The sequence below is a fragment of the Amycolatopsis eburnea genome, assembly GCF_003937945.1.
GTDB lineage: Bacteria > Actinomycetota > Actinomycetes > Mycobacteriales > Pseudonocardiaceae > Amycolatopsis > Amycolatopsis eburnea.
Genome location: NZ_RSEC01000036.1, coordinates 586,436 through 608,071 on the forward strand (window position 1 = coordinate 586,436; position 21,636 = coordinate 608,071).

23 protein-coding genes are annotated in these 21,636 nt (G+C 70.5%); 6 read left to right on the top strand and 17 right to left on the bottom strand.

What is annotated here, in order from left to right:
- Positions 1–8: 8 nt before the first annotated feature.
- The gene (locus tag EIY87_RS15350) at positions 9–611 is read left to right on the top strand and encodes a TetR/AcrR family transcriptional regulator (RefSeq protein WP_125308354.1); all 603 of its coding nucleotides are present in this window, start codon (positions 9–11) and stop codon (positions 609–611) included.
- Here the strand turns inward: EIY87_RS15350 and EIY87_RS15355 are convergent.
- The gene (locus EIY87_RS15355; protein ID WP_125308355.1) at positions 601–1,506 is read right to left on the bottom strand and encodes a LysR family transcriptional regulator; all 906 of its coding nucleotides are present in this window, start codon (positions 1,504–1,506) and stop codon (positions 601–603) included. The two genes, EIY87_RS15350 and EIY87_RS15355, sit on opposite strands and share 11 nt — an antisense overlap.
- An 86-nt stretch (positions 1,507–1,592) precedes the next feature.
- Here EIY87_RS15355 and EIY87_RS15360 point away from each other — a divergent pair, with 86 nt between their 5' ends.
- Positions 1,593–2,489, top strand: coding sequence for an EamA family transporter (locus EIY87_RS15360; RefSeq protein WP_125308357.1), 897 nt, complete (start codon positions 1,593–1,595; stop codon positions 2,487–2,489).
- Here the strand turns inward: EIY87_RS15360 and EIY87_RS15365 are convergent.
- The 3 genes from EIY87_RS15365 to EIY87_RS15375 form a co-directional block, all read right to left on the bottom strand.
- Positions 2,486–3,133, bottom strand: a complete 648-nt coding sequence (locus EIY87_RS15365; protein WP_125308360.1) for a DedA family protein — start codon at positions 3,131–3,133, stop codon at positions 2,486–2,488. The genes EIY87_RS15360 and EIY87_RS15365 overlap by 4 nt on opposite strands.
- 446 nt (positions 3,134–3,579) lie before the next feature.
- A complete protein-coding gene (locus EIY87_RS15370) occupies positions 3,580–4,761 on the bottom strand; it encodes an RNA polymerase sigma factor (protein ID WP_125308362.1) in 1,182 nt (393 codons plus the stop codon).
- Entirely contained in the window at positions 4,758–5,108 is a 351-nt protein-coding gene (locus tag EIY87_RS15375; RefSeq protein ID WP_404800059.1) for a YciI family protein, read from the bottom strand. Before EIY87_RS15375 ends, EIY87_RS15370 begins: the two co-directional genes overlap by 4 nt.
- 95 nt (positions 5,109–5,203) lie before the next feature.
- Here EIY87_RS15375 and EIY87_RS15380 point away from each other — a divergent pair, with 95 nt between their 5' ends.
- Positions 5,204–5,635, top strand: a complete 432-nt coding sequence (locus EIY87_RS15380; protein ID WP_125308366.1) for a YybH family protein — start codon at positions 5,204–5,206, stop codon at positions 5,633–5,635.
- Positions 5,636–5,703: 68 nt separating this feature from the next.
- Here the strand turns inward: EIY87_RS15380 and EIY87_RS15385 are convergent, their stop codons facing one another.
- From EIY87_RS15385 to EIY87_RS15440, 11 genes are all read right to left on the bottom strand, one after another.
- On the bottom strand, positions 5,704–6,816 hold the full coding sequence (locus tag EIY87_RS15385; RefSeq protein ID WP_125308368.1) for an ABC transporter ATP-binding protein: 1,113 nt from the start codon (positions 6,814–6,816) through the stop codon (positions 5,704–5,706).
- Positions 6,813–7,808, bottom strand: a complete 996-nt coding sequence (locus EIY87_RS15390; protein ID WP_125308370.1) for an ABC transporter ATP-binding protein — start codon at positions 7,806–7,808, stop codon at positions 6,813–6,815. The genes EIY87_RS15385 and EIY87_RS15390 overlap by 4 nt, the downstream gene beginning before the upstream one ends.
- 6 nt (positions 7,809–7,814) lie before the next feature.
- Positions 7,815–8,744: an ABC transporter permease gene (locus tag EIY87_RS15395; protein ID WP_125308372.1), complete on the bottom strand. Its 930-nt coding sequence runs from the start codon at positions 8,742–8,744 to the stop codon at positions 7,815–7,817.
- The gene (locus EIY87_RS15400) at positions 8,741–9,742 is read right to left on the bottom strand and encodes an ABC transporter permease (protein WP_125308374.1); all 1,002 of its coding nucleotides are present in this window, start codon (positions 9,740–9,742) and stop codon (positions 8,741–8,743) included. The genes EIY87_RS15395 and EIY87_RS15400 overlap by 4 nt, the downstream gene beginning before the upstream one ends.
- A gap of 87 nt (positions 9,743–9,829) precedes the next feature.
- Positions 9,830–11,506: an ABC transporter substrate-binding protein gene (locus tag EIY87_RS15405; RefSeq protein WP_225439881.1), complete on the bottom strand. Its 1,677-nt coding sequence runs from the start codon at positions 11,504–11,506 to the stop codon at positions 9,830–9,832.
- A gap of 318 nt (positions 11,507–11,824) precedes the next feature.
- Positions 11,825–12,313, bottom strand: a complete 489-nt coding sequence (locus EIY87_RS15415) for a uridine kinase family protein (protein WP_225439882.1) — start codon at positions 12,311–12,313, stop codon at positions 11,825–11,827.
- Between the two features lie 52 nt (positions 12,314–12,365).
- Positions 12,366–12,800 (bottom strand): DUF2304 domain-containing protein, encoded by a 435-nt coding sequence (locus EIY87_RS15420; RefSeq protein ID WP_125308378.1) that lies wholly within the window; start codon positions 12,798–12,800, stop codon positions 12,366–12,368.
- Positions 12,801–12,813: 13 nt separating this feature from the next.
- Positions 12,814–13,515: a glycosyltransferase family 2 protein gene (locus tag EIY87_RS15425; protein WP_125309807.1), complete on the bottom strand. Its 702-nt coding sequence runs from the start codon at positions 13,513–13,515 to the stop codon at positions 12,814–12,816.
- A gap of 59 nt (positions 13,516–13,574) precedes the next feature.
- A complete protein-coding gene (locus tag EIY87_RS15430) occupies positions 13,575–15,542 on the bottom strand; it encodes a DUF6541 family protein (RefSeq protein ID WP_125308380.1) in 1,968 nt (655 codons plus the stop codon).
- Between the two features lie 83 nt (positions 15,543–15,625).
- Positions 15,626–16,933, bottom strand: a complete 1,308-nt coding sequence (locus EIY87_RS15435) for a lipopolysaccharide biosynthesis protein (protein WP_125308383.1) — start codon at positions 16,931–16,933, stop codon at positions 15,626–15,628.
- Positions 16,930–17,949 carry a glycosyltransferase family 2 protein gene (locus EIY87_RS15440; RefSeq protein WP_125308385.1) on the bottom strand — a complete coding sequence of 340 codons (1,020 nt, stop codon included), beginning with the start codon at positions 17,947–17,949 and terminating at the stop codon, positions 16,930–16,932. The genes EIY87_RS15435 and EIY87_RS15440 overlap by 4 nt, the downstream gene beginning before the upstream one ends.
- Before the next feature lie 71 nt (positions 17,950–18,020).
- Between EIY87_RS15440 and EIY87_RS15445 the strand changes: the two genes are divergently transcribed.
- The gene (locus tag EIY87_RS15445; RefSeq protein ID WP_125308387.1) at positions 18,021–19,130 is read left to right on the top strand and encodes a UDP-N-acetylglucosamine 2-epimerase; all 1,110 of its coding nucleotides are present in this window, start codon (positions 18,021–18,023) and stop codon (positions 19,128–19,130) included.
- 59 nt (positions 19,131–19,189) lie between these two features.
- Positions 19,190–19,750, top strand: coding sequence for a glucosaminidase domain-containing protein (locus EIY87_RS15450; protein ID WP_125308389.1), 561 nt, complete (start codon positions 19,190–19,192; stop codon positions 19,748–19,750).
- Here EIY87_RS15450 and recR read toward each other — a convergent pair.
- Both recR and EIY87_RS15460 read right to left on the bottom strand, forming a co-directional pair.
- Positions 19,747–20,343, bottom strand: a complete 597-nt coding sequence (recR, locus tag EIY87_RS15455; RefSeq protein WP_125308392.1) for a recombination mediator RecR — start codon at positions 20,341–20,343, stop codon at positions 19,747–19,749. The two genes, EIY87_RS15450 and recR, sit on opposite strands and share 4 nt — an antisense overlap.
- 5 nt (positions 20,344–20,348) lie before the next feature.
- Complete coding sequence (locus EIY87_RS15460) at positions 20,349–20,708, bottom strand: YbaB/EbfC family nucleoid-associated protein (protein WP_125308395.1); 360 nt, start codon at positions 20,706–20,708, stop codon at positions 20,349–20,351.
- 78 nt (positions 20,709–20,786) lie between these two features.
- On the opposite strand from EIY87_RS15460, the gene EIY87_RS15465 reads away from it, so the two are divergent.
- The gene (locus EIY87_RS15465) at positions 20,787–21,632 is read left to right on the top strand and encodes an N-acetylmuramoyl-L-alanine amidase (RefSeq protein ID WP_225439883.1); all 846 of its coding nucleotides are present in this window, start codon (positions 20,787–20,789) and stop codon (positions 21,630–21,632) included.
- Positions 21,633–21,636: the final 4 nt, after the last annotated feature.

A 21,636-nucleotide genomic window follows, 5' to 3' on the forward strand; every position in this document is an offset into this window, starting at 1 on the left:
TTCAGTACATGGAGGCGCAAGCGGCTTCGACCCCACGCGGCAAGCGGACCCGTGACGCGATCGTGGACGCGGCGGCGGGGCTGATGTACGTCGACGGCGTCGCGGGCACGAGCGTCGACAAGGTGCTCGCCGCGAGCGGGGCCGGGAAATCGCAGATGTACCACTACTTCAAGAACAAGGAGCAGCTGGTCGGGGCCGTGATCGACCGGTACCTCGAGCAGATCCTCGGCAACCAGCCGGCGATCTTCACGCTGTCGTCGTGGGCCGATCTCGAGACGTGGACCGAGCAGCTGCTGGACGTCCACCGCCGCGCGGGCGGGCCGATCGCCTGCCCGCTGGGCAACCTCGCCGGCGAGGTCGGCGACAACCCGAAGCTCGCGCCGCTGGTCGACCAGGCCTACCGGACGTGGGAGTCCCACCTGGAGCGCGGGCTGAAAACGTTGCAGGACAACGGGGAACTGGCCGCGGACGCCGACCCGGCCCGGCTGGCGCAGGCGGCGATGACGTCCGTCCAAGGTGGACTGCTGCTCGCGCACATCCGGCACGACCTCACGGCGTTGCAGGACGCGCTCGGGATCGCGCTGTCCTACCTGCGCGGTTTCAAGCGGTGAGCTGGGCGACCTCCGCGGCCAGCTCCTCGATCACCTTCGCCACGGCGGGGCGCTGCAGCGCGCCGGTCCGGCACACCGCCTCGACCAGCCGCGCCGCGCGGATCCCGGCCAGCGGCCTGCTGACCAGGCCGCTGCCGCGGCGCGTGTCGATCGTGTAGCGCGGCACCAGCGCGATGCCGTGGCCGGCCGCGACCAGCCGTTCGGTGATCCGGAAGTCGTTGATCCGCTGGACGACGACCGGCCGCACGCCGGTGCGGATGGTCAGCGAGCGCAGCACGTCGTCCACCGGGAAGCCGTGGTCGACGCCGATCCAGCGTTCGTCGGCCAGCTCCGCCAGGTCGACACGCCGCTTGGCCGCCAGCCGGTGCCCGACCGGCAGCGCGACGTCGAGCGGCTCGCGCAGCAGCGGCACGACGTCCAGGCGGTCGTGGTCGAACTCCGGCGCGTGCTCGTCGCGGTGCGCCACGACGACGTCGTAGTCCGCGACCAGGCCCGGCACCTCGGGTGGCGTCATGTCGACGTCCCGGACGTCGACCTCCAGGCCGTCGTAGCCGACGACGCGGGTCAGCAGCCCCGGCAGCAGCATCAGCCCGGCCGACTGGAAGATCGCCAGCCGCACCCGCCCGCGCGGCGCGCTGCGGTAGGTGTCCAATTCGGACTCCGCCCGCTCGAGCGCGGCCAGCACCTCGTCGGCGCGGGCGACCAGCGCGCGGCCCGCGTCGGTCAGCCGCAACCCGCGGCCGGCCGGCTCGGTGAGCGGCAGCCCGACCTCGCCCTGCAGCGCGCGCAACTGCTGCGAGACGGCCGACGGCGTGCAGTGCAGCGCCCGCGCGGCCGCCGTCACGCTCCCGCGGTCGGCGAACTCGCGCAGCGTGCGCAGGCGACCCAGATCCACGGGCCCAGCATATGTGAAGCGGCGCTACAAGGTTCCTGCAGATATTCTCGCTGGTCCTTCAGGGTCGTCGTTGCGAAGGTGGGGGCATGCCCGCTCGTGACCGCCTGCTCGCCGTGCTCGTCGCCGTCCTCTGGGGACTCAACTTCCTCGCCATCCACGCCACGCTCGGCCAGTTCCCGCCGGTGTTCGCGGGCGCGCTGCGGTTCGCCGTCATCGCCGTCCCGACGATCCTGTTCGTGCCGTGGCCGAAGGTGAAGGTGCGCTACCTGCTCGGCTACGGCCTCGGCTTCGGCACCGGGCAGTTCGCGTTCCTGTTCATCGCGATGGACACCGGGATGCCGACCGGGCTCGCGTCGCTGGTGCTGCAGGCGTCGGCGCCGTTCACGGTGCTGCTCGGCGCCGTCTTCCTGCGCGAACGCGTCACGCCGCACCAGCTGGCCGGCATCGCGCTGGCCGTCGCCGGGATGGTCGCGATCGCGTGGCAGCAGTCCGGGCACGCCGCCCTGCTGCCGATGGTGCTGACCCTGCTGGGCGCGCTGAGCTGGGCGTTCGGCAACCTGAGCACGCGCCGGGCCGAGCCGGACAACCCGCTGCACTTCACGCTGTGGATGTCGGTGGTGCCGCCGCTGCCGATGTTCGCGCTGTCGCTGGTCATGGAGGGCCCGGCCGCGCAGTGGCACTCGCTGGCGACGCTCGGCACCCCGGCCGGGCTGACCGCGCTCGGCGGCCTGACCTACGTCGTGCTGATCGGCACCGTCGTCGGCTCGGGCCTGTGGACGACGCTGATGCGACGCAACCCGGCCGGCGTCGTGTCGCCGTTTTCGCTGCTGGTGCCGGTGGTCGGGCTGTCGGCGTCGTTCGTCTTCCTCGGCGAGCGGCCGACCGCGCTGGAGATCGGCGCGGCCGCCGTCGTGATCGCCGGGGTGCTGCTGGGCTCGCTGCGGTTCACGCGCAAGCCGGAGCCGGAGCTGGTGGCGGTTTAGGCCGCCGTCTCCTCCTGCTTCGGGGTTTCTTCTTCGCCCTCGTGGTTGCGGCCGAGGCGCTTCTTCATGACGAAGAAGACGACGATGCCGATGACGACGGCGGCGACCAGGCCGAACTTGGAGAACCGGCCGAGCCACTCTTCCGCGACGACGCCGAGGTAGTAGACGAGCACGGTGGTGCCGCCGGCCCAGACGATGCCGCCGGCCGCGTTCGCCAGCAGGAACTTCGGGTAGTGCATGCGCAGCGACCCGGCCAGCGGGCCGGCGAGGATGCGCAGGAACGCGATGAAGCGGCCGAGGAAGACGGCCCACACGCCGCGCTTGTCGAAGATGCGTTCGGCGTTGGCCAGGTGCGTCGGGCCGAAGTGCTTCGGGAATTTCCGGCCGGCCCAGGCGAACAGCCGCTGGCCACCGGTTTTCCCGATGAAATACCCGATGCTGTCGCCGATGATGGCGCCTGCGCTGGCCAGGATCGCGATCCAGAGCGGACTCAGCGTGTCGTGCGTCGAAGCCAGCAAGGCCGCGCTGACCAGCACGATTTCGCCGGGGAGCGGGATGCCGAGGCTCTCGATCATGATCACCGCACCGACGATCAGGTACACCGAAAGCGGCGGGATCGCCTCCAGCCATTGGTCGATGTGCACTGTTCGTACCCCCTGGTACTCCGGAATCTGCTTTCCGCAGGGTACCGGGGGCGAGGCACCCCGGGCGGCCTACTCAGGTATTGCCCGGGGTCCTCCTTTGGTGGGGGGTCCCCAGGGTTGTCCACAGGGTTCACCCCCATGTGGACAACTCGGGAACGGCGGGTCCGCGATGTCATGAAAGGGTCGTTCATCTCGCCAGACGACATGAACGACCCTTTCATGACATCCCCGCCAGGGCCCCGGCAAAGTCGCGGCGGTTTGCCCGGCGGCGGCTTCGCCGACGTCTTGAATGAGTCATTCAGGTCTTCGGAGGTCCTGAATGACTCATTCAAGACACCACAGGGCCGTCCTCCGACGACTTTGCCGGGGCCCTGACATCCCCAGCGGCGCCGGAAGACCACACGGCCAGGTGACTCTGTCACCGGTCAAGACACCACCGACCCGGCTCAGCCGCCGCCCAAAGCAGCCGCGCGGGACCGCAGGTACGCCTGTTCCGGCACGCTCAACGTCCGCCCCGCCGCGGCCAGGTACGCCTCCCGCGCCTCCGCCAGGTCCCCCGACAGCTCCAGCAGGTGCCCCCGCACCGCATCGACCCGGTGGTGCGAAGCCAGCGCCGGATCCGACGCCGCCGCGGACAGCTCGGCCAGCCCCGCCGAAGGGCCCGCGACCTGCGCCAACGCCACCACCCGGTTCAACGTCACCATCGGCCCCGGCGCCACCACCCGCAGCAGGTCGTACAACGTCAAGATCTGCGCCCAGTCCGTCGCGTCCGCCGACGCCGCCTCCGCGTGCACCGCCGCGATCGCCGCCTGGAGCTGGTACGGGCCCACCGGCGACGACGACAACGCGCCCGTGATGAGGGAAATCCCCTCCTCGATCGACGCCCGGTCCCACAACGACCGGTCCTGCGAAGCCAGCGGCACCAGCTCCCCCGACGCCGACACGCGGGCCGGGCGGCGGGCGTCCGTCAGGAGCATCAACGCCAGCAGTCCCGTCACCTCGCCGTCCGAAGGGAGCGACGAGCGCAGCTGCCGGGTGAGGCGGATCGCTTCCGCCGTCAGCTCGACACGGTTCACCTCGGCGCCGGAGCTGGCCGTGTGGCCCTCCGTGAAGATCAGGTACAGCACCTCGAGCACCTGGGCCGTCGAGTCCGAAGCGACGAACCGCTCGCCGCGGAGTGACCGCTTCGCGCGGCTGATGCGCTGGCCGATCGTGGGCTCCGGGACCAGGAACGCCCGGGCGATCTCCGCCGTCGTCAGGCCGCCGACCGCGCGCAACGTCAGCGCCACCTGCGACGGCCGGGACAGCGACGGGTGGCAGCAGAGCGACAGCAGCGTCAACGTGTCGTCGACGGCGACCGGCTCCGCGTCCGGGGGTTCGGCCAGTGCCACCGCCTCTTCCCGCCGGTGCCGGGCCGTCTCGCTGCGCAGCTGCTCGATGCGGCGGCGGGAGGCCGCGGTGATCAGCCACGCCTTCGGGTTGTCCGGCAGCCCCGACGTCGGCCACTGCTGGGACGCCGCCAGCAGCGCCTCCTGGACCGCGTCCTCACACGCGTCGAAGTCGCCGTAGCGGCGGACCAGGGCCGAGAGGACCTGCGGGGCCAGCGAGCGCAGGAGTTCGACGTTCACTGCAGGCCCATCACCGGCCGGACCTCCACCACCCCGAACGCCGCCTCCGGGACGCGGGCGGCGATCTCGGTCGCCCGTTCGAGGCTCTCGCAGTCCAGCAGGTAGAAGCCGGCGAGGAACTCCTTGGCCTCGGCGAACGGGCCGTCGGTCGTCAGGACGCCGCTCTCGCCCACGCGGACCTGCGTCGTCTCCTCCGGGTACGCCAGCCGCTCGGACACGATGCGCTCGCCGGACGCGTCGAGGTCGGCGTTGAGCTGCCGGTAGTACGCGAGCCCGGCCGCGCGCTGCTCCTCGGTCATGCCCGCCCACGCCGCGCGGGACCCGGGGTTGCCGTAGATCAACACCACGTACTTCAAAACTTCCTCCCGCTGGATGTCGAAATCCGCGCGGCGGCGCCTACGTCCCCTTCGACAGGCAGGAACCACCACCTCAGGAGGATGGCATGACCGAGCACGACGACAAGCTGATCCGCGAACTCGTGGCCGCCCGCGCCCAGGCGATGACCGAGCGTGACGCCGAGGCGCTCGCCGCGCAGTGCGTGCCGGAGCTGCTCGCGTACACCCTGGCCCCGCCGCTCGCCCACCACGGCGAAGACGTCGAGGCGCGCATGGCCTGGTTCGCGAGCTTCGACGGCCCGATCGAGTACGAGGTCCGCGACCTGGAAGTCACCGTCGGCGGCGACGTCGCGTTCAGCCACTCCCTCACCCGGCTGTCGACGACGCCGAAGGGGATGCCGCAGAAGTTCGAGCTGTGGTTCCGCTCGACGACGGGGTTCCGCCGGGAGGACGGCGAGTGGCGGATCAGCCACGTCCACGACTCGACGCCGTTCTACATGGACGGCACGATGAGCGCCGCCCTCGACCTCAAGCCCTGAGGCGGCACTTTCACGTGAAAGTGACGTGGAGGAGTCACCTCCGGGTCACTTTCACGTGAAAGCTCCGGTCAGAGGATTTCGGCGGAGGTGCCGACGTCCGGCGGGCCCAGGTCGGGGTTCAGCGCCCCGGTGAGCTCGATCAGCTCCGGCTCCACCTCGTGCGGCTGGATGCGCCCGTCGCGGATGTCCTCCGCGTAGTGGCACGCCACCCGGTGCCCGCCGCCGATCTCGCGCAGCTGCGGGCGTTCGGTGTCGCACAGGCTCGCCTGCCGCCACGGGCAGCGCGTGTGGAAGCGGCAGCCCGACGGCGGGTTGGCGGGCGAGGGCAGGTCACCGGCGAGCAGGATCTGCTCGCGGGTGTCCTCGACCTGCGGGTCCGGCACCGGGATGGCCGACAGCAGTGCCCGCGTGTACGGGTGCAGCGGCTCGCGGTACAGCGAGTCCGCGTCGGTCTCCTCGACCAGCGCGCCCAGGTACATCACGCCGATGCGGTCGGAGATGTGCCGCACCACCGCGAGGTCGTGCGCGATCACCAGGTACGTCAGCCCGAGCTGGTCCTGCAGGTCCTCCAGCAGGTTCACCACCTGGGCCTGCACCGAAACGTCCAATGCGGACACCGGCTCGTCGGCGACGATCAGGTCCGGCTCCACGGCCAGCGCCCGCGCGATGCCGATGCGCTGGCGCTGCCCGCCCGAGAACTCGTGCGGGTACTTCCGCAGCGCCGTCTCCGGCAGGCCGACCGCGGACAGGAGCTGCCGCAGCCGCTGCTGCGTGGCTTCCTTGTCCTTGTCGAGGCCGTGCGCGCGCATCCCTTCCAGCAGAATGGATTCCACCGACTGGCGGGGGTCCAAACTGGACAGCGGGTCCTGGAAGATCATCTGCATCCGGCGCCGGGCCTTCCGCAGCTCCTCGCCCTTCAGGGCCGCGACGTCGGTGCCGTCGAAGACGACCTGGCCGTCGGTCGGCTCGTTGAGCCGCAGGATCGCGCGGCCGAGCGTGGACTTGCCGCACCCGGATTCGCCCACCAGGCCGTAGGTTTCGCCGCGGCGGATGGCCAGGTCGACGCCGTCGACCGCGAACACGTGCCCGACCGTCCGGTCGATCACGATGCCGCGCTTGATCGGGAAGTGCACCTTGAGGTCGGTGACCTCGAGCAGCACGTCACCAGCAGGACGGGTCATCGGGTTCCTCCTCCCGCCGCGACCGGCGGCCGCACGGGGTTGTGGCAGCGCAGCAGCCCGCCGCGGTCGGGGACCAGCTGCGGCTGGACCTCGCGGCACGCGGGCACGGCGTTGGGGCACCGCGGCGCGAACGCGCACCCGTGCTCCCACGGGATGTTGTCGGCCACCGAGCCCCGGATGGGGACCAGCTTCTCGCCGCGGCCCGCGTCCAGGCGCGGGATCGAGGCGAGCAGGCCGTGCGTGTACGGGTGGCGCGGCTCGGCGAACAGCTGGTGCCGCTGCGCGCGCTCGACGATCTTGCCGCCGTAGAGCACGTTGACCTCGTCGCAGAGGCCCGCGACGACGCCGAGGTCGTGCGTGATCATGATCAGCGCGGTGCCGGTGTCCTGCACCAGTTCCCGCAGCAGCGCCAGGATCTGCGCCTGGATGGTGACGTCCAGCGCCGTGGTCGGCTCGTCGGCGATGAGCAGCCGCGGCCGGCACGCCAGCGCGATCGCGATCAGCGCGCGCTGCCGCATCCCGCCGGAAAGCTGGTGCGGGTACTCGGAAAGCCGCCGCGACGGGTCGGGGATGCCGACCTTGTCGAGCAGGTCCACCGCTTCCACGGACGCCGCCTTGCGCGCCATCCCGCGGTGGCGCTCCAGCACCTCGGTGATCTGCAGCCCGATCGGGATGACCGGGTTCAGCGAGGACAGCGGGTCCTGGAACACCATGCCGAGGTCGCGGCCGCGGCGGTCACGCATTTCCTTGTCGGACAGCGTGAGCAGGTCGGTGCCTTCGAAGCGCACCGAGCCGCTGACCTGGTTGCCGCGGCGGGCGAGCAGCCGCATGATCGCCAGCGACGTCACGGACTTGCCGCAGCCGGACTCGCCGACCAGGCCGACCGTCTGGCCCGGCTCGACGTCGAAGCTGACCCCGTCCACCGCGGTGAACGGCTTCTCGCCGCGGCGCTGGAACACGACCGAAAGGTCGCGGACTTCAAGGAGTGCCATGGGTTCTCACCGCCTGTTCTTCGGGTCGAGGGCTTCGCGGAGGGACTCGCCGAGCAGCGTGAACCCGAGCGCGACCACGATGATCGCGATCGCCGGGTAGTACGCGAGCTCCGGGCGGATGTCGAGGAACTGGCGCGCGGCCTTGCCGAGCATCAGCCCCCACTCCGCCCGCGACGGGTCCGGGTCGCCCAGACCGAGGAACGACAGCGCCGCGGCCTCGAGGATGGCGGTCGCCAGCGTCAGCGTCGCCTGCACGATGACCGGGCCGAGCGAGTTCGGCAGCATGTGCCGGAACACGATCGTCCCGCGCTTCACGCCCAGCGACGTCGCCGCCAGGACGTGGTCGGCGTCGCGCTGGGCCAGCATGGACCCGCGCAGCAGCCGCGCGAAGATCGGCACGCCGACCATCGACACGGCCAGGATGACCGTCCACTGGCTCGGCTTCGCGAACAGCGCCGCGATCGAGATGGCCAGCAGCAGCGACGGGAACGACAGCATGACGTCGACCAGTCGCATGAGGACGGTGTCGACCCAGCCGCCGAACGCGCCCGCGACGCCGCCGATGATGACGCCGAGCAGCACGCCGATCAGCGTCGCCAGCACGCCGACGATCAGCGTCTGCTGGGCACCGACGATCAGCCGGGACAGGAAGTCGCGGCCGAAGTCGTCGACGCCGAGCGGGTAGCCGGGCATCGAGCCGGGGATGATGCCCCGGCCGAGCTGCACCTGGTCCTGCATCGCGCGGTCGAGCGGGTCCTTGGGCGCGAGCAGCGGCGCGAAGATCGCCAGGAGGAAGAACAGGCCGGTGATGACCCCGCCGGTGATCGCGACCGGGCTGCGCAGCATGCGGCGGAACGCTTCGCCGCCGATGCTGTGCCCGCTCGCCGCGGCGAGCTTGTCGATCGGTTCCTTCTTCTTGTTGAGCAGAGTGTTCATCGCACACGCACCCTCGGGTCGATGATCCCGTACGAGATGTCGACCAGCATGTTCACCAGGACGTAGACCACGGCCCCGAACAGCAGCAGCGCCTGCAGCCGCGGGTAGTCACGCCGCTCGATGCCTTCGGCCAGGAGGAACCCGAGGCCGCGGAAGTTGAACACCCGCTCGGTCAGCACCGCGCCGCCGAGCAGCGCGCCGGTCTGCAGGCCGATGGTGGTGACCACCGGGAGCAGGCCGTTGCGCAGCACGTGCCGGCGGCGGACCACCGGCTGCGTGAGGCCCTTCGAGTTGGCCGTGCGGATGAAGTCCTCGTTGAGCACCTCGAGCACCGACGCGCGGGTGATCCGGGTGATCACCGCGAGCGGGATGGTGGCCAGCGCGAACGCGGGGAGGATCAGGTGCCGGATGGCGTCCCAGACCGCGTCCCACTCGCTGGTCATGATGCCGTCGAGGATGGCGAAGTTCGTGATGGCCGTGGCGTCGAGCCCGGTCGTCTGCCTGCCCTGCGAGGGCAGCCCCAGCGGGGAGGCCAGCAGGTCCTGCATCATGTAGCCGAGGAAGAACACCGGCACCGCGACGCCGATCAGGCTGAGCAGGATGACACCGTTGTCAACGGGCCCGCCGCGGTAGCGCGCCGAAAGGTAGCCCGCGGGGATGCCGATGACGACCGCGATGAGCATGGCGCTGAAGCCGAGCTCGATGGTCGCGGGGAGGAACGTGGTGATCTCGCCCATGACGGGCTGGGTCGAGACCAGGGAGTTGCCGAAGTCGCCGGTGAAGGCGCGGCCGAGGAACCCGAAGTACTGCAGGATGATCGGCTGATCGAGCCCGAGTACGTGGTTGAGGTCGGCGATCTTCTCGGGCGTTGCCTTGTCACCCAGCAGCGCGGCCGCGGGGCCGCCGGGCAGGGAACGCAACCACGCGAAGACCAGGATGGACAGGATGAGGAGCGTCGGGATCGCTTGTAGCAGCCGACGCACGAGAAAACGGAGCACGTGCAGTCCTTTGTCGCCAGCCCGGGATCAGGCGCAAGGGGTGGGCGCGGTAGCACCCACCCCTTGCCGTTGGCTGAAATCCAGCAATCAGCTCACGGTCACGGTGTTGAAGCGCTCATCGGTGAGCGGGCTCGCCACCAGACCCTTGACCTTCGGGCCGACCACGATGGCCGGCGTCGGGTACGCGATCGGGACCGCCGGGAGGAAGTCCATGATCTTCTTGTTCACTTCCTGGTACGCCTTGGCGTGCGCGTCGCCGGCGGGCGAGGCGTCCGCGGCGGCGAGGGCCGAGAAGAGCTCGGGGTTGTTGAAGCCGAACTCCTTCTTCTCGCGGCCGAAGAACGTGCCGACGAAGTTGCCGGCGTCGTTGTAGTCACCGGTCCAGCCGAGCAGGTGCAGGTCCTGCTTGCCGAACTTCTGCACGTCGTCCTTGTAGCCACCGTTCCACGGCTCGGCGTGGGCCTCGATGTTGATGCCGATCTTCTTCAGGTCCTCGGAGATCGCCGTGAAGGTGTCCGCCGGGTTCGGCATGTACGGACGGCTGACCTCGGTCGGGTAGTAGAACTTCAGCGTCATGCCCTCGGCACCGGCCGCCTTCAGCAGGTCCTTGGCCTTCTGCTGGTCGTACGGGTACTTGGTGACGTCGTCGGTGTAGCCCGAGATGACCTTCGGGACGAACTCGGTCGCGACCTCGGAACCCTCGGCCAGCTTGGACTTCACGAACTGCTCGCGGTTGATGCCGTAGGCCAGCGCCTGGCGGACCCGCGGGTCCTTCAGCTTCGCCGCGTTCGGGCCGGACTGGTTGATGCCCAGGTACAGCACGTTGAACGACGGGCGGATGAGGACCTGCTCGCCGTCGTTGCGCAGCAGGCCGTAGTCCGCCGGGTTCGGGTAGTCGTAGCCGTTGATGTCGCCGGCCTTCAGCGCCTGCTTGCGGGCGTTCTCGTCCGGGATGACCTTGAAGATCAGCTTGTCGAGCTTCGCCGGGGTCGGGCTGCTGTCGTTGCGCACCAGGGTGATCTCACCCTTGCCCTGGTCCCAGCTCTCGAACTTGAACGGGCCGGTGCCGACCGGGTGCTTGTTCGCGTACTCGCTGTAGGTGAACGAGTCGCCGCTCTGGGTGACCGTGTCGCCGTTGTACTGCTTGATCGCCGTCGGGCTCTGGATGGCGAACGACGGGAGGGTGAACGCCGCCGGGAACGCGCCCTTGGCCTTGTTCAGGTTGAGGACCGCGGTCGTCGGGTCCTTCGCCTCGCAGCTCTTGTAGACCGGGTCGCCGCCCGCGTCGCCCTCGTTCTTGGCGAAGCCCTCGAAGACGTCGCCGTAGTAGATCATCTGGCTCTGGGCGGCGGCGCCCTTCATGTTGAACCAGCGGTCGAAGTTGGCGCAGACCGCCGTCGCGTCCATCGCGGTGCCGTCGGAGAACTTGACGCCCGACTTGAGGGTGAACGTCCAGGTCTTGCCCTCGTTGCTCGACTCCCACTTCTCGGCGAGGGAGGGTTCGAGGTCAGCGGTGCCCGGCTTGTTCTGGATCAGCGTGTCGAAGATCTGCCGCGTGATGCGGAAGGTCTCGCCCTCGTCGTTGAACGCGGGGTCGAACAGCTTCGGGTTACCGGCCGCACCGAAGATCATCGTGCCCCCGGTACCACCCCCGGCGCCTTCTTCACGCTTGGATTCCGCACAGGCGGACAGCGAAACCGCGAGCGCGCCGGCGAGCCCGATCAGGGCCACGCGGCGTGTTCGGGTCAGCCGCAATTGCTGCATCTGGCACCCCTTGGGAGATGTTTCGGGTTCAAAGTCACCGTCCGGTCGGTCAGGAACTCGACGGACGATCGGTGTGCTCGCCGACACTAGCGGGAACTCGGCCCGCACTTAAGCACGTGAGGTTACGATCGCGCTACGTGGGCGTCGATTTGACCGCAATGTGTCCGTAAATCACGACAGAATGTGACCGTTTGCGCGTTACGGCTGCGCCCGGTACCGGATCACTAACTCAGATGGCGGTACCTATGTTGCTCCGGTCGTGATGGCGTCCTGGATCGATCCGGGTCGTTCGGACACGCTGGGTGACCGGTCCGTTCCCTACGAAAGTCGGGTGCCGGCCGCGCCGGGGGTGCCGTCGACGGCGAACCAGCCGCGTTCGAACCGTTGCCAGCGCCCCAAATCGGCCCGTGCGCCCGTTCCGTCCCGGCGGACGGTCCGGTGCAGGCGCTCGCTTTCCGAGCCGCCGGAGACCCAGCAGAGGTGCGAAAGCAGGGTTCTTGCCGAAGCCCGGCCGCTCGAGACGCCTTCCAGCACCAGCACGTCCGGCACGCTCACCCGGACGAGCTCACCCGGACGGGGAACCCCCGTGGTCCAGTCCATGCGCCGGTAAGCGCCCGGAACGCCTTCGGCCAGGGGCCGCAGGACGCCGTCGACGAGCCGTGGCCACCACGCGACCGGGTCGTCCCAGGTGGCGAAGGCGTCGGTGCTGATCAGCTCGGTGCGGCGGCCGCGGGCGCGGAGCGCGTCGATGACCTGCGCGGCCAGCGTGGACTTCCCGGCCCCGGACGGCCCGTCGATGGCGAGCACGCGAACCGGGCCCAGCCGGGCCGGAGCGGCCAGCAGGGCTTCGACCAGTGCGTCACTTGCTGACGCGCTCGACCTCCGGGAGCCCTTTGACGTCGTCGGGAGCCGACACGCGGGCCTCCAGCCCGGCGATCCGCTGCTCCAGGTCGCGCCGGGTGTCCTCCAGCTCGCAGCGCAGCAGCGCGATCTCCTCGACCGCCGTGCGCACCTCTTCCTCGAGGTGCCCGACCTCGGTGGACAGGTGCAGCGACACGAGCGCCAGCACGACGCCGGCCAGGAGGAAGACGAAGTTCGACGGGGTTTCCACCCCGGTCAGCTTGGCCAGGAAATCCGCGGCCGACGGGACGACGGCCAAGACGACGACGCCGATGGAGACGATCAGCCACACGCCCGCGTACTTCTCGCGCAGCTTGCGCCGCCGCATCATCTCGATGACGACGAAGAGCACCAGGCATGCGATGACGATGCTGAGGATGCGCCAACCGACCATCTTCGGTAGCTCCTTAAGCCGAGTCTGAGGAGTCGACGGCCGGGCGGCGGCGGACCAGCGCGAGCAGCAGCGCGAGGCCGGCGCGGCCCAGGTAGACGGCCGACTTGACGGGCGAGTGGCTGGGCGTGCCGCCCGCGCGCTCGCGCATGATGACCGGGATCTCCTTGATGGTCAGCTTGGCCCGGATGGCCATGACCAGCGACTCCACCGTGTCGCCCAGGTACTCCGCCGGGTAGTAGCCGGCGAACAGCCGGATCGCCCGCGGGCCCATCGCCTTGAACCCCGACGTGACGTCGGTGAGCTTGGTCTTCGCCAGCCGCGAGAACACCAGCGACAGCACGACCATCGCGTACTTGCGCGGCCCGCTGGCCTTGTAGGCGCCCTTGCCGGCGAACCGGGAGCCGATCACGATGTCGGCGTCGTCCAGGCCGCGCAGCAGCGCGTCCAGCTCGTCCGGGTCGTGCTGGCCGTCCGCGTCCACCTGCACGACGACGTCGTAGCCGCGGGCGGCGGCGTACCGGAAGCCGGTGCGCATCGCGCCGCCGACCCCGAGGTTCACCGAAAGCCGGGCCACCTCGGCCCCGGCCGCACGGGCCAGCTGGGCGGTGTCGTCCACCGAGCCGTCGTCGACGACCAGCAGATCGCCGTCCGGCAATGCCCGCTTGACCTGCGCGATGACCGAAGCGACGCTCGCCGATTCGTTGAGCGCGGGCATCACGATGAGCACCCGTCGGCTGGTCACGGAGGTGGTGGACACGCGATCACTTTAGCCTTTCACTGCCCGTTACCGGCCGCGGACCCGGGCGCGGCGCCCGCCGCGACGACGCCCTGCTGGCCCTCGATCTCGTAGATCTTGGCGCCCGCGTTGCGGTAGACCAGCTTGAACCCGGGGCTGCTGTCGAGGTGCTGGAGACCGACGTCGTTCTGCGTCGTCGGGGTCACCTTGCCCGCCCCGACGAAGGCGTAGCGGACCTTCAGGTCGGTGAGCAGCTCTCGCACCTTCGGGTACTTCTCGACGTCGTTGGCGAAGACGCTCAGGTAGCCCGCGTCGGTGTCGAACTCGGCGCCGTAGAAGTTCCACTGCGTCGGCATCACACCGGCCAGCGCGTACATCCAGACCGAGCCGTCGGCCTTGTCGTTCAGCACCCGCTCGCCCGGCGCGGTGTGCTGCGCGAGCCAGGTGAACGCGGCCTCTTCGTCCTTGCTGACCGTCGGGCCGCCGCTGTAGTTCAGCTGCAGGCGGGCGGCGTTGCGCCCGATGTAGCCGCCGCGGCTCAGCCCGCCGACGACCAGCGCGAGCACCACGACGCCGACCAGGGTGAGCGTGGCGGGCTTGAGGTTCGGCAGGCGCGGGGCGACCTTCTCGGCGAACCAGCCGGACGCCGTGTGCACGAACTCGCCGAACGCGACGCAGCCCGCCAGCGGCACCAGGGCCGCGACGCGCCAGTTGTCGTTGTAGAACGGGCTGCTCAGCGTGTGGATCAGGTCGGTCTCGAGCGAGACGGTCGCGGCGAACAGCGCGCCGAGCACGATGTAGGCGCCGACCATCCACATCATCCGGCGGTGCTTGACCAGCAGGAAGACGCCGATGATCGCGGGAACGCCGATCCACCACTGCGGGAACGCGGCCATCGGCGAGAACGTGATCGTCTCGCCGACCGCGCCGCTCACGGTCGCTTCGGACGCCCAGTACGCGCTGGTCACGCCGCCGGCGTTGTACAGCGACGGGAGCACCACCGGGATGCCGAGCGCGGCGGCCAGCACCACGGTCGCGACCAGCGACGGCAGCGACCGGCGCCAGGTGATCGCCTCGAAGCGGAACACCACCGCGGCGAGGATCAGCAGGAAGTAGACGATGACGACGAACACGACGCTGGTGTGCAGGCCGGCCAGGCCGGCGACGCCGACGCCGATGGCGACCGGGCCGGCGATCGCGCGGGGCTCCAGCAGGTGCCGGGCGACCGCGAGCATGGCCGGGATCAGGGCGACGCCGGCGACGAACGGCCACAGCGGACCGCGCCACAGCGAGTCGTACGGGAACACCGTGAAGCAGGCCGACACCGCGGCCGCCGAGGCCACCCCGATCGGCGGCATCCGCCAGGCGTGGCACATCGCGGCGACGCCGAGCGGCACGGTCAGCACGACCGCGAGCGCCGCCAGGTTCAGCGTCGGCATGATCGTCAGGCCGCCCTTGCCGAAGACCAGGGCGAGCAGCGCGTGGTAGGTGTCCGGGTAGAAGTAGTGCGTCTCGTCCGGCAGGTTCGCGATCGTGCCGACGGTCGAGGGCCGGGCGTCGCCGTGCTCGGCGATCCAGCGGACCAGGTTCGCGTGGAACGGCGCGTCCCAGCCCTGCTGGACGTTGCCGACGTTCCGGATGCCGCGGAGGAACGTGACGGTGCCGATGCCGAGGCCGGCGAGGACGCCGAGGCCGATCAGGACGTGGTCGCGGACACTGCGTTCGGGTCGCTCGGGCTCTTCCCAGTCCGGGTGGCGCCGGCGCGTGGAGCGGGTCACGGCGAAGGCCAGTGCGAACCCGGCGGCCGACAGCACGAGCGTCCACAGCGCGACGTTCAGCAGCGACCAGCGGATGCCGAAGCGGCCGAGCACCGGGATGCCGAGGGCGACGAGGCCGAAGGTGAGCATCGGCGCGGCGGCGGCCAGCGTCCAGCCGCGCAGCCGGATCGCGGCACCGAACACCAGACCCGGCAGCCAGAACGCGAGCAAAACGAGTAGCACGTTCATCGAATTCGCAGTCCAAACCTTACCGGCGTTTCACGCCGTTTCCCGTCCCCACCGGCGGGTTCGCATCGCACCTTACTGGGCCGCTACGAAGACGTTTCACCGGTGCCCGGGGTTGTCCCCGGAACCGTTTCCGGCGCTTTCCGCAGCACGAACGCGAGCACCACGGCCAGGCCGAGCGTCGGCGCCGCGGCCAGCGCGACGACCGCGCGGAACACGGTGTCGCCGGGCAGCAGCACCAGCAGGAGGGACGCGGTGCCGGTGACGACGGCCCAGGTGAGCAGCACGAGCCGGGCCTGGGTGCGGGCCACCAGCACGGCGGTGAGCAGCTGCATCGGCACCAGCAGCACCGACGACCAGACGAGCCCGGCGACCGACCAGCCGTCGATGTCGTACTTCGGCCCGCTGACGAACCGCACCGCCCACGGCCCGAGCCACAGCCCGACCAGCGCGCCGAGCGCGGCCAGCACCAGCGCGGCGGCGGCACCGAGGGCCAGCACGCGGCGGAGCCGGTGGCGGCCTTCCTCGGTGACCGAGAGCCGGACGACGAACGGCACGGCCAGCGACTGCACCGGCCCGATCAGCGTCAGCGGCAGCCGCGCGATGACCAGCGCGGCGAACAGGGCGCCCACGCGGTCGCCGTCCCCGCCCGGGGCGAGCAGGCCGACCAGCGCGGGGTAGCCGGTGATGACCGCGGCCGTCAGCGCCGCGCCGACCAGCAGCATGCCCATCCGGCGGCCGGTGACGCCCCAGCCGTCCCCCTCGACGTGGACGTCGAGCAGCTGCCGGGCCGGGCGGGCGAACAGCAGCCAGGCGAACGACCCGGCGGCGACCGCGATGGCCAGCGAGACGACGTTGTAGGCGACCGAGACGACGAGCGCGCCCAGCACGAGCGCCCGGATCGCCGGTTCGGCGACCACGAGCAGCGAGAAGGCCTTCACCTTGTGCTGCCCGATGAGCAGCCCGCGCGTGCCGAACTGGCAGGCGAACGCGACCCCGCCGCAGAGCACGATCACGGCCAGCGACCAGTCGCCGTGGAAGAGCTTCTCGGTGATCGGCGGGATCAGCAGCGCAAGGGAAAAAGCGGCCGCGACCAGCATGCCGACGGCGACCGCGCGCAGCGCCGGGCGGCCCGCCCTGCCCCCGGTCAGCGCGGCCACCGCGGACTGGCGCGAGAGCTCCTGCTCCAGCGGCGAGAGGGTGCTGCCGAGGCCCATCACCAGGCCCCAGAAGGTGACGAAGACCGCGTAGTCCGGCGGGGACAGCAGGCGCTGGCAGGCGACGGTGAGGACGTAGCCGAGGCCGATCGACACGATCAGCGAGCCGCCGAGGCTGCCCGCGGTGGTGCGTCCGCTGCTCGTCGCGGCCGGGGTTTCCACGTCCGCGCTGCTCATCGGCGGCGGAGCTTGGTCCGCACGGCCATGGCCAGTCCACGCAGGACACCGGCACCGAAACCGCCGGCGAACACCGGCAGCAGCTTGGTGACCGCGCGGGCTTCGGGGCCGGTCGCACCGCACTTCTTGACGACCTCGCCTGCCGCGACCGCGCCGAGCACACCGGCGGCCAGCGTCGTCTTCGGCTTCTTCGCGGCGAAGGCGAGCCCGAGGACACCGGCCGCGAGCGCGCCGAACAGGGCGTTGCGGGCCGGGCCGGGCGAAGCGATGTAGGAGTCCACGTAGGTCGTGCCGCGGAAGTACGCCTGCTGCGTGAACTTCTTGAAGGAGTCGCGCCCGTTGTAGGTCGCGGACAGCTCGGGAGCCAGCCAGATCCGCTCGCGCTCGGCGATCCACCGCAGCATGCGGGTGTCGTCGCTGGCGAAGCGGATGTCGTCGAACAGCGACGCGAACGCCGTGACCGAGCCTTCGAGGAGCCCGCGGCGGGCGCAGAAGAACGTCGTGCCCTTCGGGTAGACGTCGAACTCCTCGATGCCGTACGACATCAGCCGCGGGTTCGCGCAGTACTTGCGCCACGGCACCTTGACCAGCCCGGCCATGAACCCGGCGTACGGGTTGTGCTCGGAAGCGACGTTGATGTGGCCGTTCCAGACCGCGCGCTCGGGGTGGTCGACGAGCTGGTCGCGCAGGAACGTGAGGGTGTGCTCGTCGACGATGACGCGGCTGTCGAGCAGCGCGATCCACTCGCCGGACGACTTGGCGATGCCCGCGCTCCTGGCCTCGAAGCGGCCGGCGTTGGCCTGGCTGAGCACCGTGATGCCGTGGCGTTCGCGCAGGCCGTCGAGGCGCGACGGCGTGGCGTCGGTGCTGCCGTCGTCCACCACGACGACCTCGATCGGCCAGCTCGCGGCCGACGCCGAAGCGAGCAGCGCGCCGACACTGCGTTCGATCCAGTCCTGCTCGTTGTAGACCGGGATCACGACGCTGAGCGAGGGGAGGAGCGGGTTCGCACTCACCGTGCCGAGGCTACCCGGCGGCCCCCGCGGCGGGTCGGCCAGTATCCTTACGCCACCGCACCCGACCAGAAATGGGCTCTCCGGTGATTTCCTTCATTCTCGGCACCACCGCGGAACTGATCAAGATCGCGCCCGTCTACCACGGGATCCGCGAGCGCGGGATGCGGCCGAAGATCTGGTTCACCGCCCAGCACGTCGACGAGGTCGCGGACGTACTGGCGGACCTGAACATGCCGGCGCCCGACGTCTGGCTGGTGCCGGAGGACAAGGCCCACAACCTCGAGTCGCCGGCACAGGTGCCCGGCTGGGCCGCGCAGGTGCTGCGGACCGCCTGGAGCCGCCGCCACGAGCTGCGCGCCGCGCTCACCGAGGACGGCCGTCCCCCGCTGGTGCTGGTGCACGGCGACACGTTCACCACGCCGTACGGCTCGCTGATCGGGAAGCGCATCCTCAAGTCCCGCGTCGGGCACGTCGAGGCGGGCGCGCGGTCGGGCAGCATCCTCTCGCCGCTGCCGGAGGAGCTGAACCGCAAGATCGCGGCGAAGATCGTCGACATCCACTTCGCGCCGAGCATCCGCGAGGTCAACAACCTGCGCAACGCCCGCGGCGTCGTCGTCGACACCGAGGCGAACACCGCGATCGACGCGATGCGCCTGGCCATCAACGGGCCGCTGGACGTGCCGAACCTGCCGGAGAAGTTCGGCCTGGCGACGCTGCACCGCTTCGAGCTGGTTTCGCGCCCGGACAAGTACCGCGAGGCGCTGGAGATCCTGCGCGAGCAGAGCCGCAAGATGCCGATCCTGTACATGGCGGGCGCACCGGAGCGCGAGAAGATCCGCGCGCTGGGCATCGGGAACATCTTCGACGACCAGTTCATCGTCCAGCCGAAGATGCGCTACCTGAAGTTCCTGCCGCTGGTCGCGCGCGCCGAGTACGTCGTCACCGACTCGGGCGGCCTGTCCGCGGAGTGCTACTACCTCGGCCTCCCCTGCGCGGTGCACCGCGAGCGCACGGAGACCCCGCAGCACCTCGGCGAGACGGTCGTGCTGACCGAGATGCGCGGCGACAAGCTGCAGAACTTCCTCGACACGTACCAGAACCGGCGCGGCGAGTCCTGGATGGACAAGTACCACCCGTCCGAGATCGTCGTCGACACCCTGGCCCAGCTCGGCTACTGCTGAGTCCTTCGTCCGGGTGACGTCCGGTTTTCCGGGGCGGGTGAGCCGGGCAGAGTGTCGCCATGATCCACATCGGACTGGCGGCGCTGCTGGCGGTGGTCCCGCCGCCCATCGACCAGACGTCGGTGCGTGACGAGGCGCTTTCGTCGGGCTTCCAGGACGTGTACGTCGCTTCGGCGGGGCCGATCGCCCGCGCGATCCACGCGGCGTACGACATCCCGGCGTCGGTGACGGTGGCGCAGTCGATCCTGGAGTCGAACTGGGGCCGCAGCCGGCTGTCGGTGAACGAGCTGAACCACTTCGGCTTCAAGTGTGTGACGCCGACGAGCCCGGGACCCATCGCGGTGCGGTGCGCTTCCTACCCGACGACGGAGTGCGTTCCGGCGCCGTGCCATCCGGTGGACGCGTTTTTCCGCTCGTACGCGTCGGTTTACGACTCGTTCCGCGACTACGGGCGGCTGCTGACGACTTCGCCGAACTACGCGGCGGCGTTGCCGGTGCGAGACGATCCGGACGCGTTCGTCCGGGCGGTGGCGCGGAAGTACGCCACCGACCCGGAGTACGCGAACAAGGTGATCGGCTTGATGGACCGGTACGACCTGCGCCGCTTCGACGCCGCTTAGAGCGCGCGGCGGCCCGAGAGCGCCCGGCCGAGCGTGAGCTCGTCGGCGAACTCGAGGTCGCCGCCCATCGGGAGGCCCGAGGCCAGCCGCGTCACGGTCAGGCCCGGGAAGTCGCGCAGCATCCGGACGAGGTACGTCGCGGTCGCCTCGCCCTCGGTGTTGGGGTCGGTCGCGATGATGATCTCGGTGATGTCGTGCTCGCCGATCCGCTTGAGCAGCTCGCGCATCCGCAGCTGCTCTGGGCCGATGCCCGACAACGGGTCGAGCGCGCCGCCGAGGACGTGGTAGCGGCCCTTGAACTCGCGCGTGCGCTCGACCGCCAGGACGTCCTTCGGCTCCTCGACCACGCAGATGACCGTGAGGTCGCGGCGCTCGTCGCGGCAGATGCGGCAGGTCGGCTGCTCGGAGACGTTGCCGCAGATCTCGCAGAACTGCACGCCCTCCTTGACCTTGCCGAGCACGTCCTGCAGCCGCGCGATGTCGGCCGGGTCGGTGGCCAGCAGGTGGAACGCGATCCGCTGGGCGCTCTTCGGCCCGACCCCGGGCAGGCGCCCGAGCTCGTCGATCAGGTCCTGGACGACACCTTCGTACAAGTTCGTCAGCCGCCGAAGCCGAGGCTGCCGAGGTCCGGCATGCCGCCACCGCCACCGAGGCCGCCGGCCAGGGGGCCGAGCTTCTGCTCGGTGAGCTTCTGCGCGCTCGCCGAAGCATCGCGGACCGCCGCCACGATCAGGTCGGACAGCGTCTCGACGTCGTCCGGGTCGACCACCTTCGGGTCGATCTGCAGGCTCTTCAGCTGGCTGTCACCGGAGACGGTCGCGGTGACCAGCCCGCCGCCGGCGCTGCCGGTGACCTCGGTGTTGGCGAGCTCTTCCTGGGCCTCGACGAGCTTCTGCTGCATCTGCTGGGCCTGCTGCATCAGCTGGGAAATGTCGAAGCCACCGCCGGGTTGCACCATGATCGCACTCGGTCCTCTCTGCACGCCTGTGTCCCCACCAGGGTAGTCGCGCCACGCGGGGTGCCGGGCTGTGGCACCGTGGTCGCCGTGCGACGCGCGATTGTCCCCCTCCTGCTGGCCGGTGCCCTGCTGCTCACGGGCTGCTCCGGTGCGATCCCGGCGGCCCCGGCACCCGCCCCCGTCACCACGCGGACGATCACGCCGGCGCCGACGACGGTCACGCCGTCGTCGTCCGCACCGCTCCCGTCGTCTTCCCCGGTCGCGCCCCCGGCGCCGGGGAAGGTCGTCGTGCTCGACCCCGGGCACAACGGCGGCAACGCGTCCCACCCGGCGGAGATCAACCGCCAGGTGCCCGCCGGGCGCGGGCAGACGAAGCCGTGCAACACCACCGGCACCTCGACCAACGCGGGCTACCCGGAGCACGCGTTCACGTTCGACGTCGCCCGGCGGGTCGGGGAAGCGTTGGCCGCCAAGGGAATCCGGGTCGTCTACACGCGACAGGACGACACGGGCGTCGGCCCCTGCGTCGACCGCCGCGCGGCTATCGGCAACGAAGCGAACGCGGACGCCGTCGTGTCGATCCACGCCGACGGCTCGACCGCGGCCGGCGCGAACGGCTTCCACGTCGCGTATTCGTCCCCGCCGCTGAACGCCGCGCAGGGCGCGCCTTCCCTGCGGCTGGCGGAGGTCCTGCGCGACACGATGCGCACGGGCGGCTTCAGCACGTCGAACTACATCGGCGGCAACGGCCTGTCGGCCCGCTCGGACCTGGCCGGCCTGAACCTGTCGACCCGCCCGGCGGCCCTGGTGGAGTGCGGCAACATGCGCAACGCCGCCGAGGCGGCCCGGATGACGAGCCCGGACGGCCGCCAGCACTACGCGACCGCCATCGCCGCGGCCATCGAGGCTTACCTGGCGTCCTGAGCCC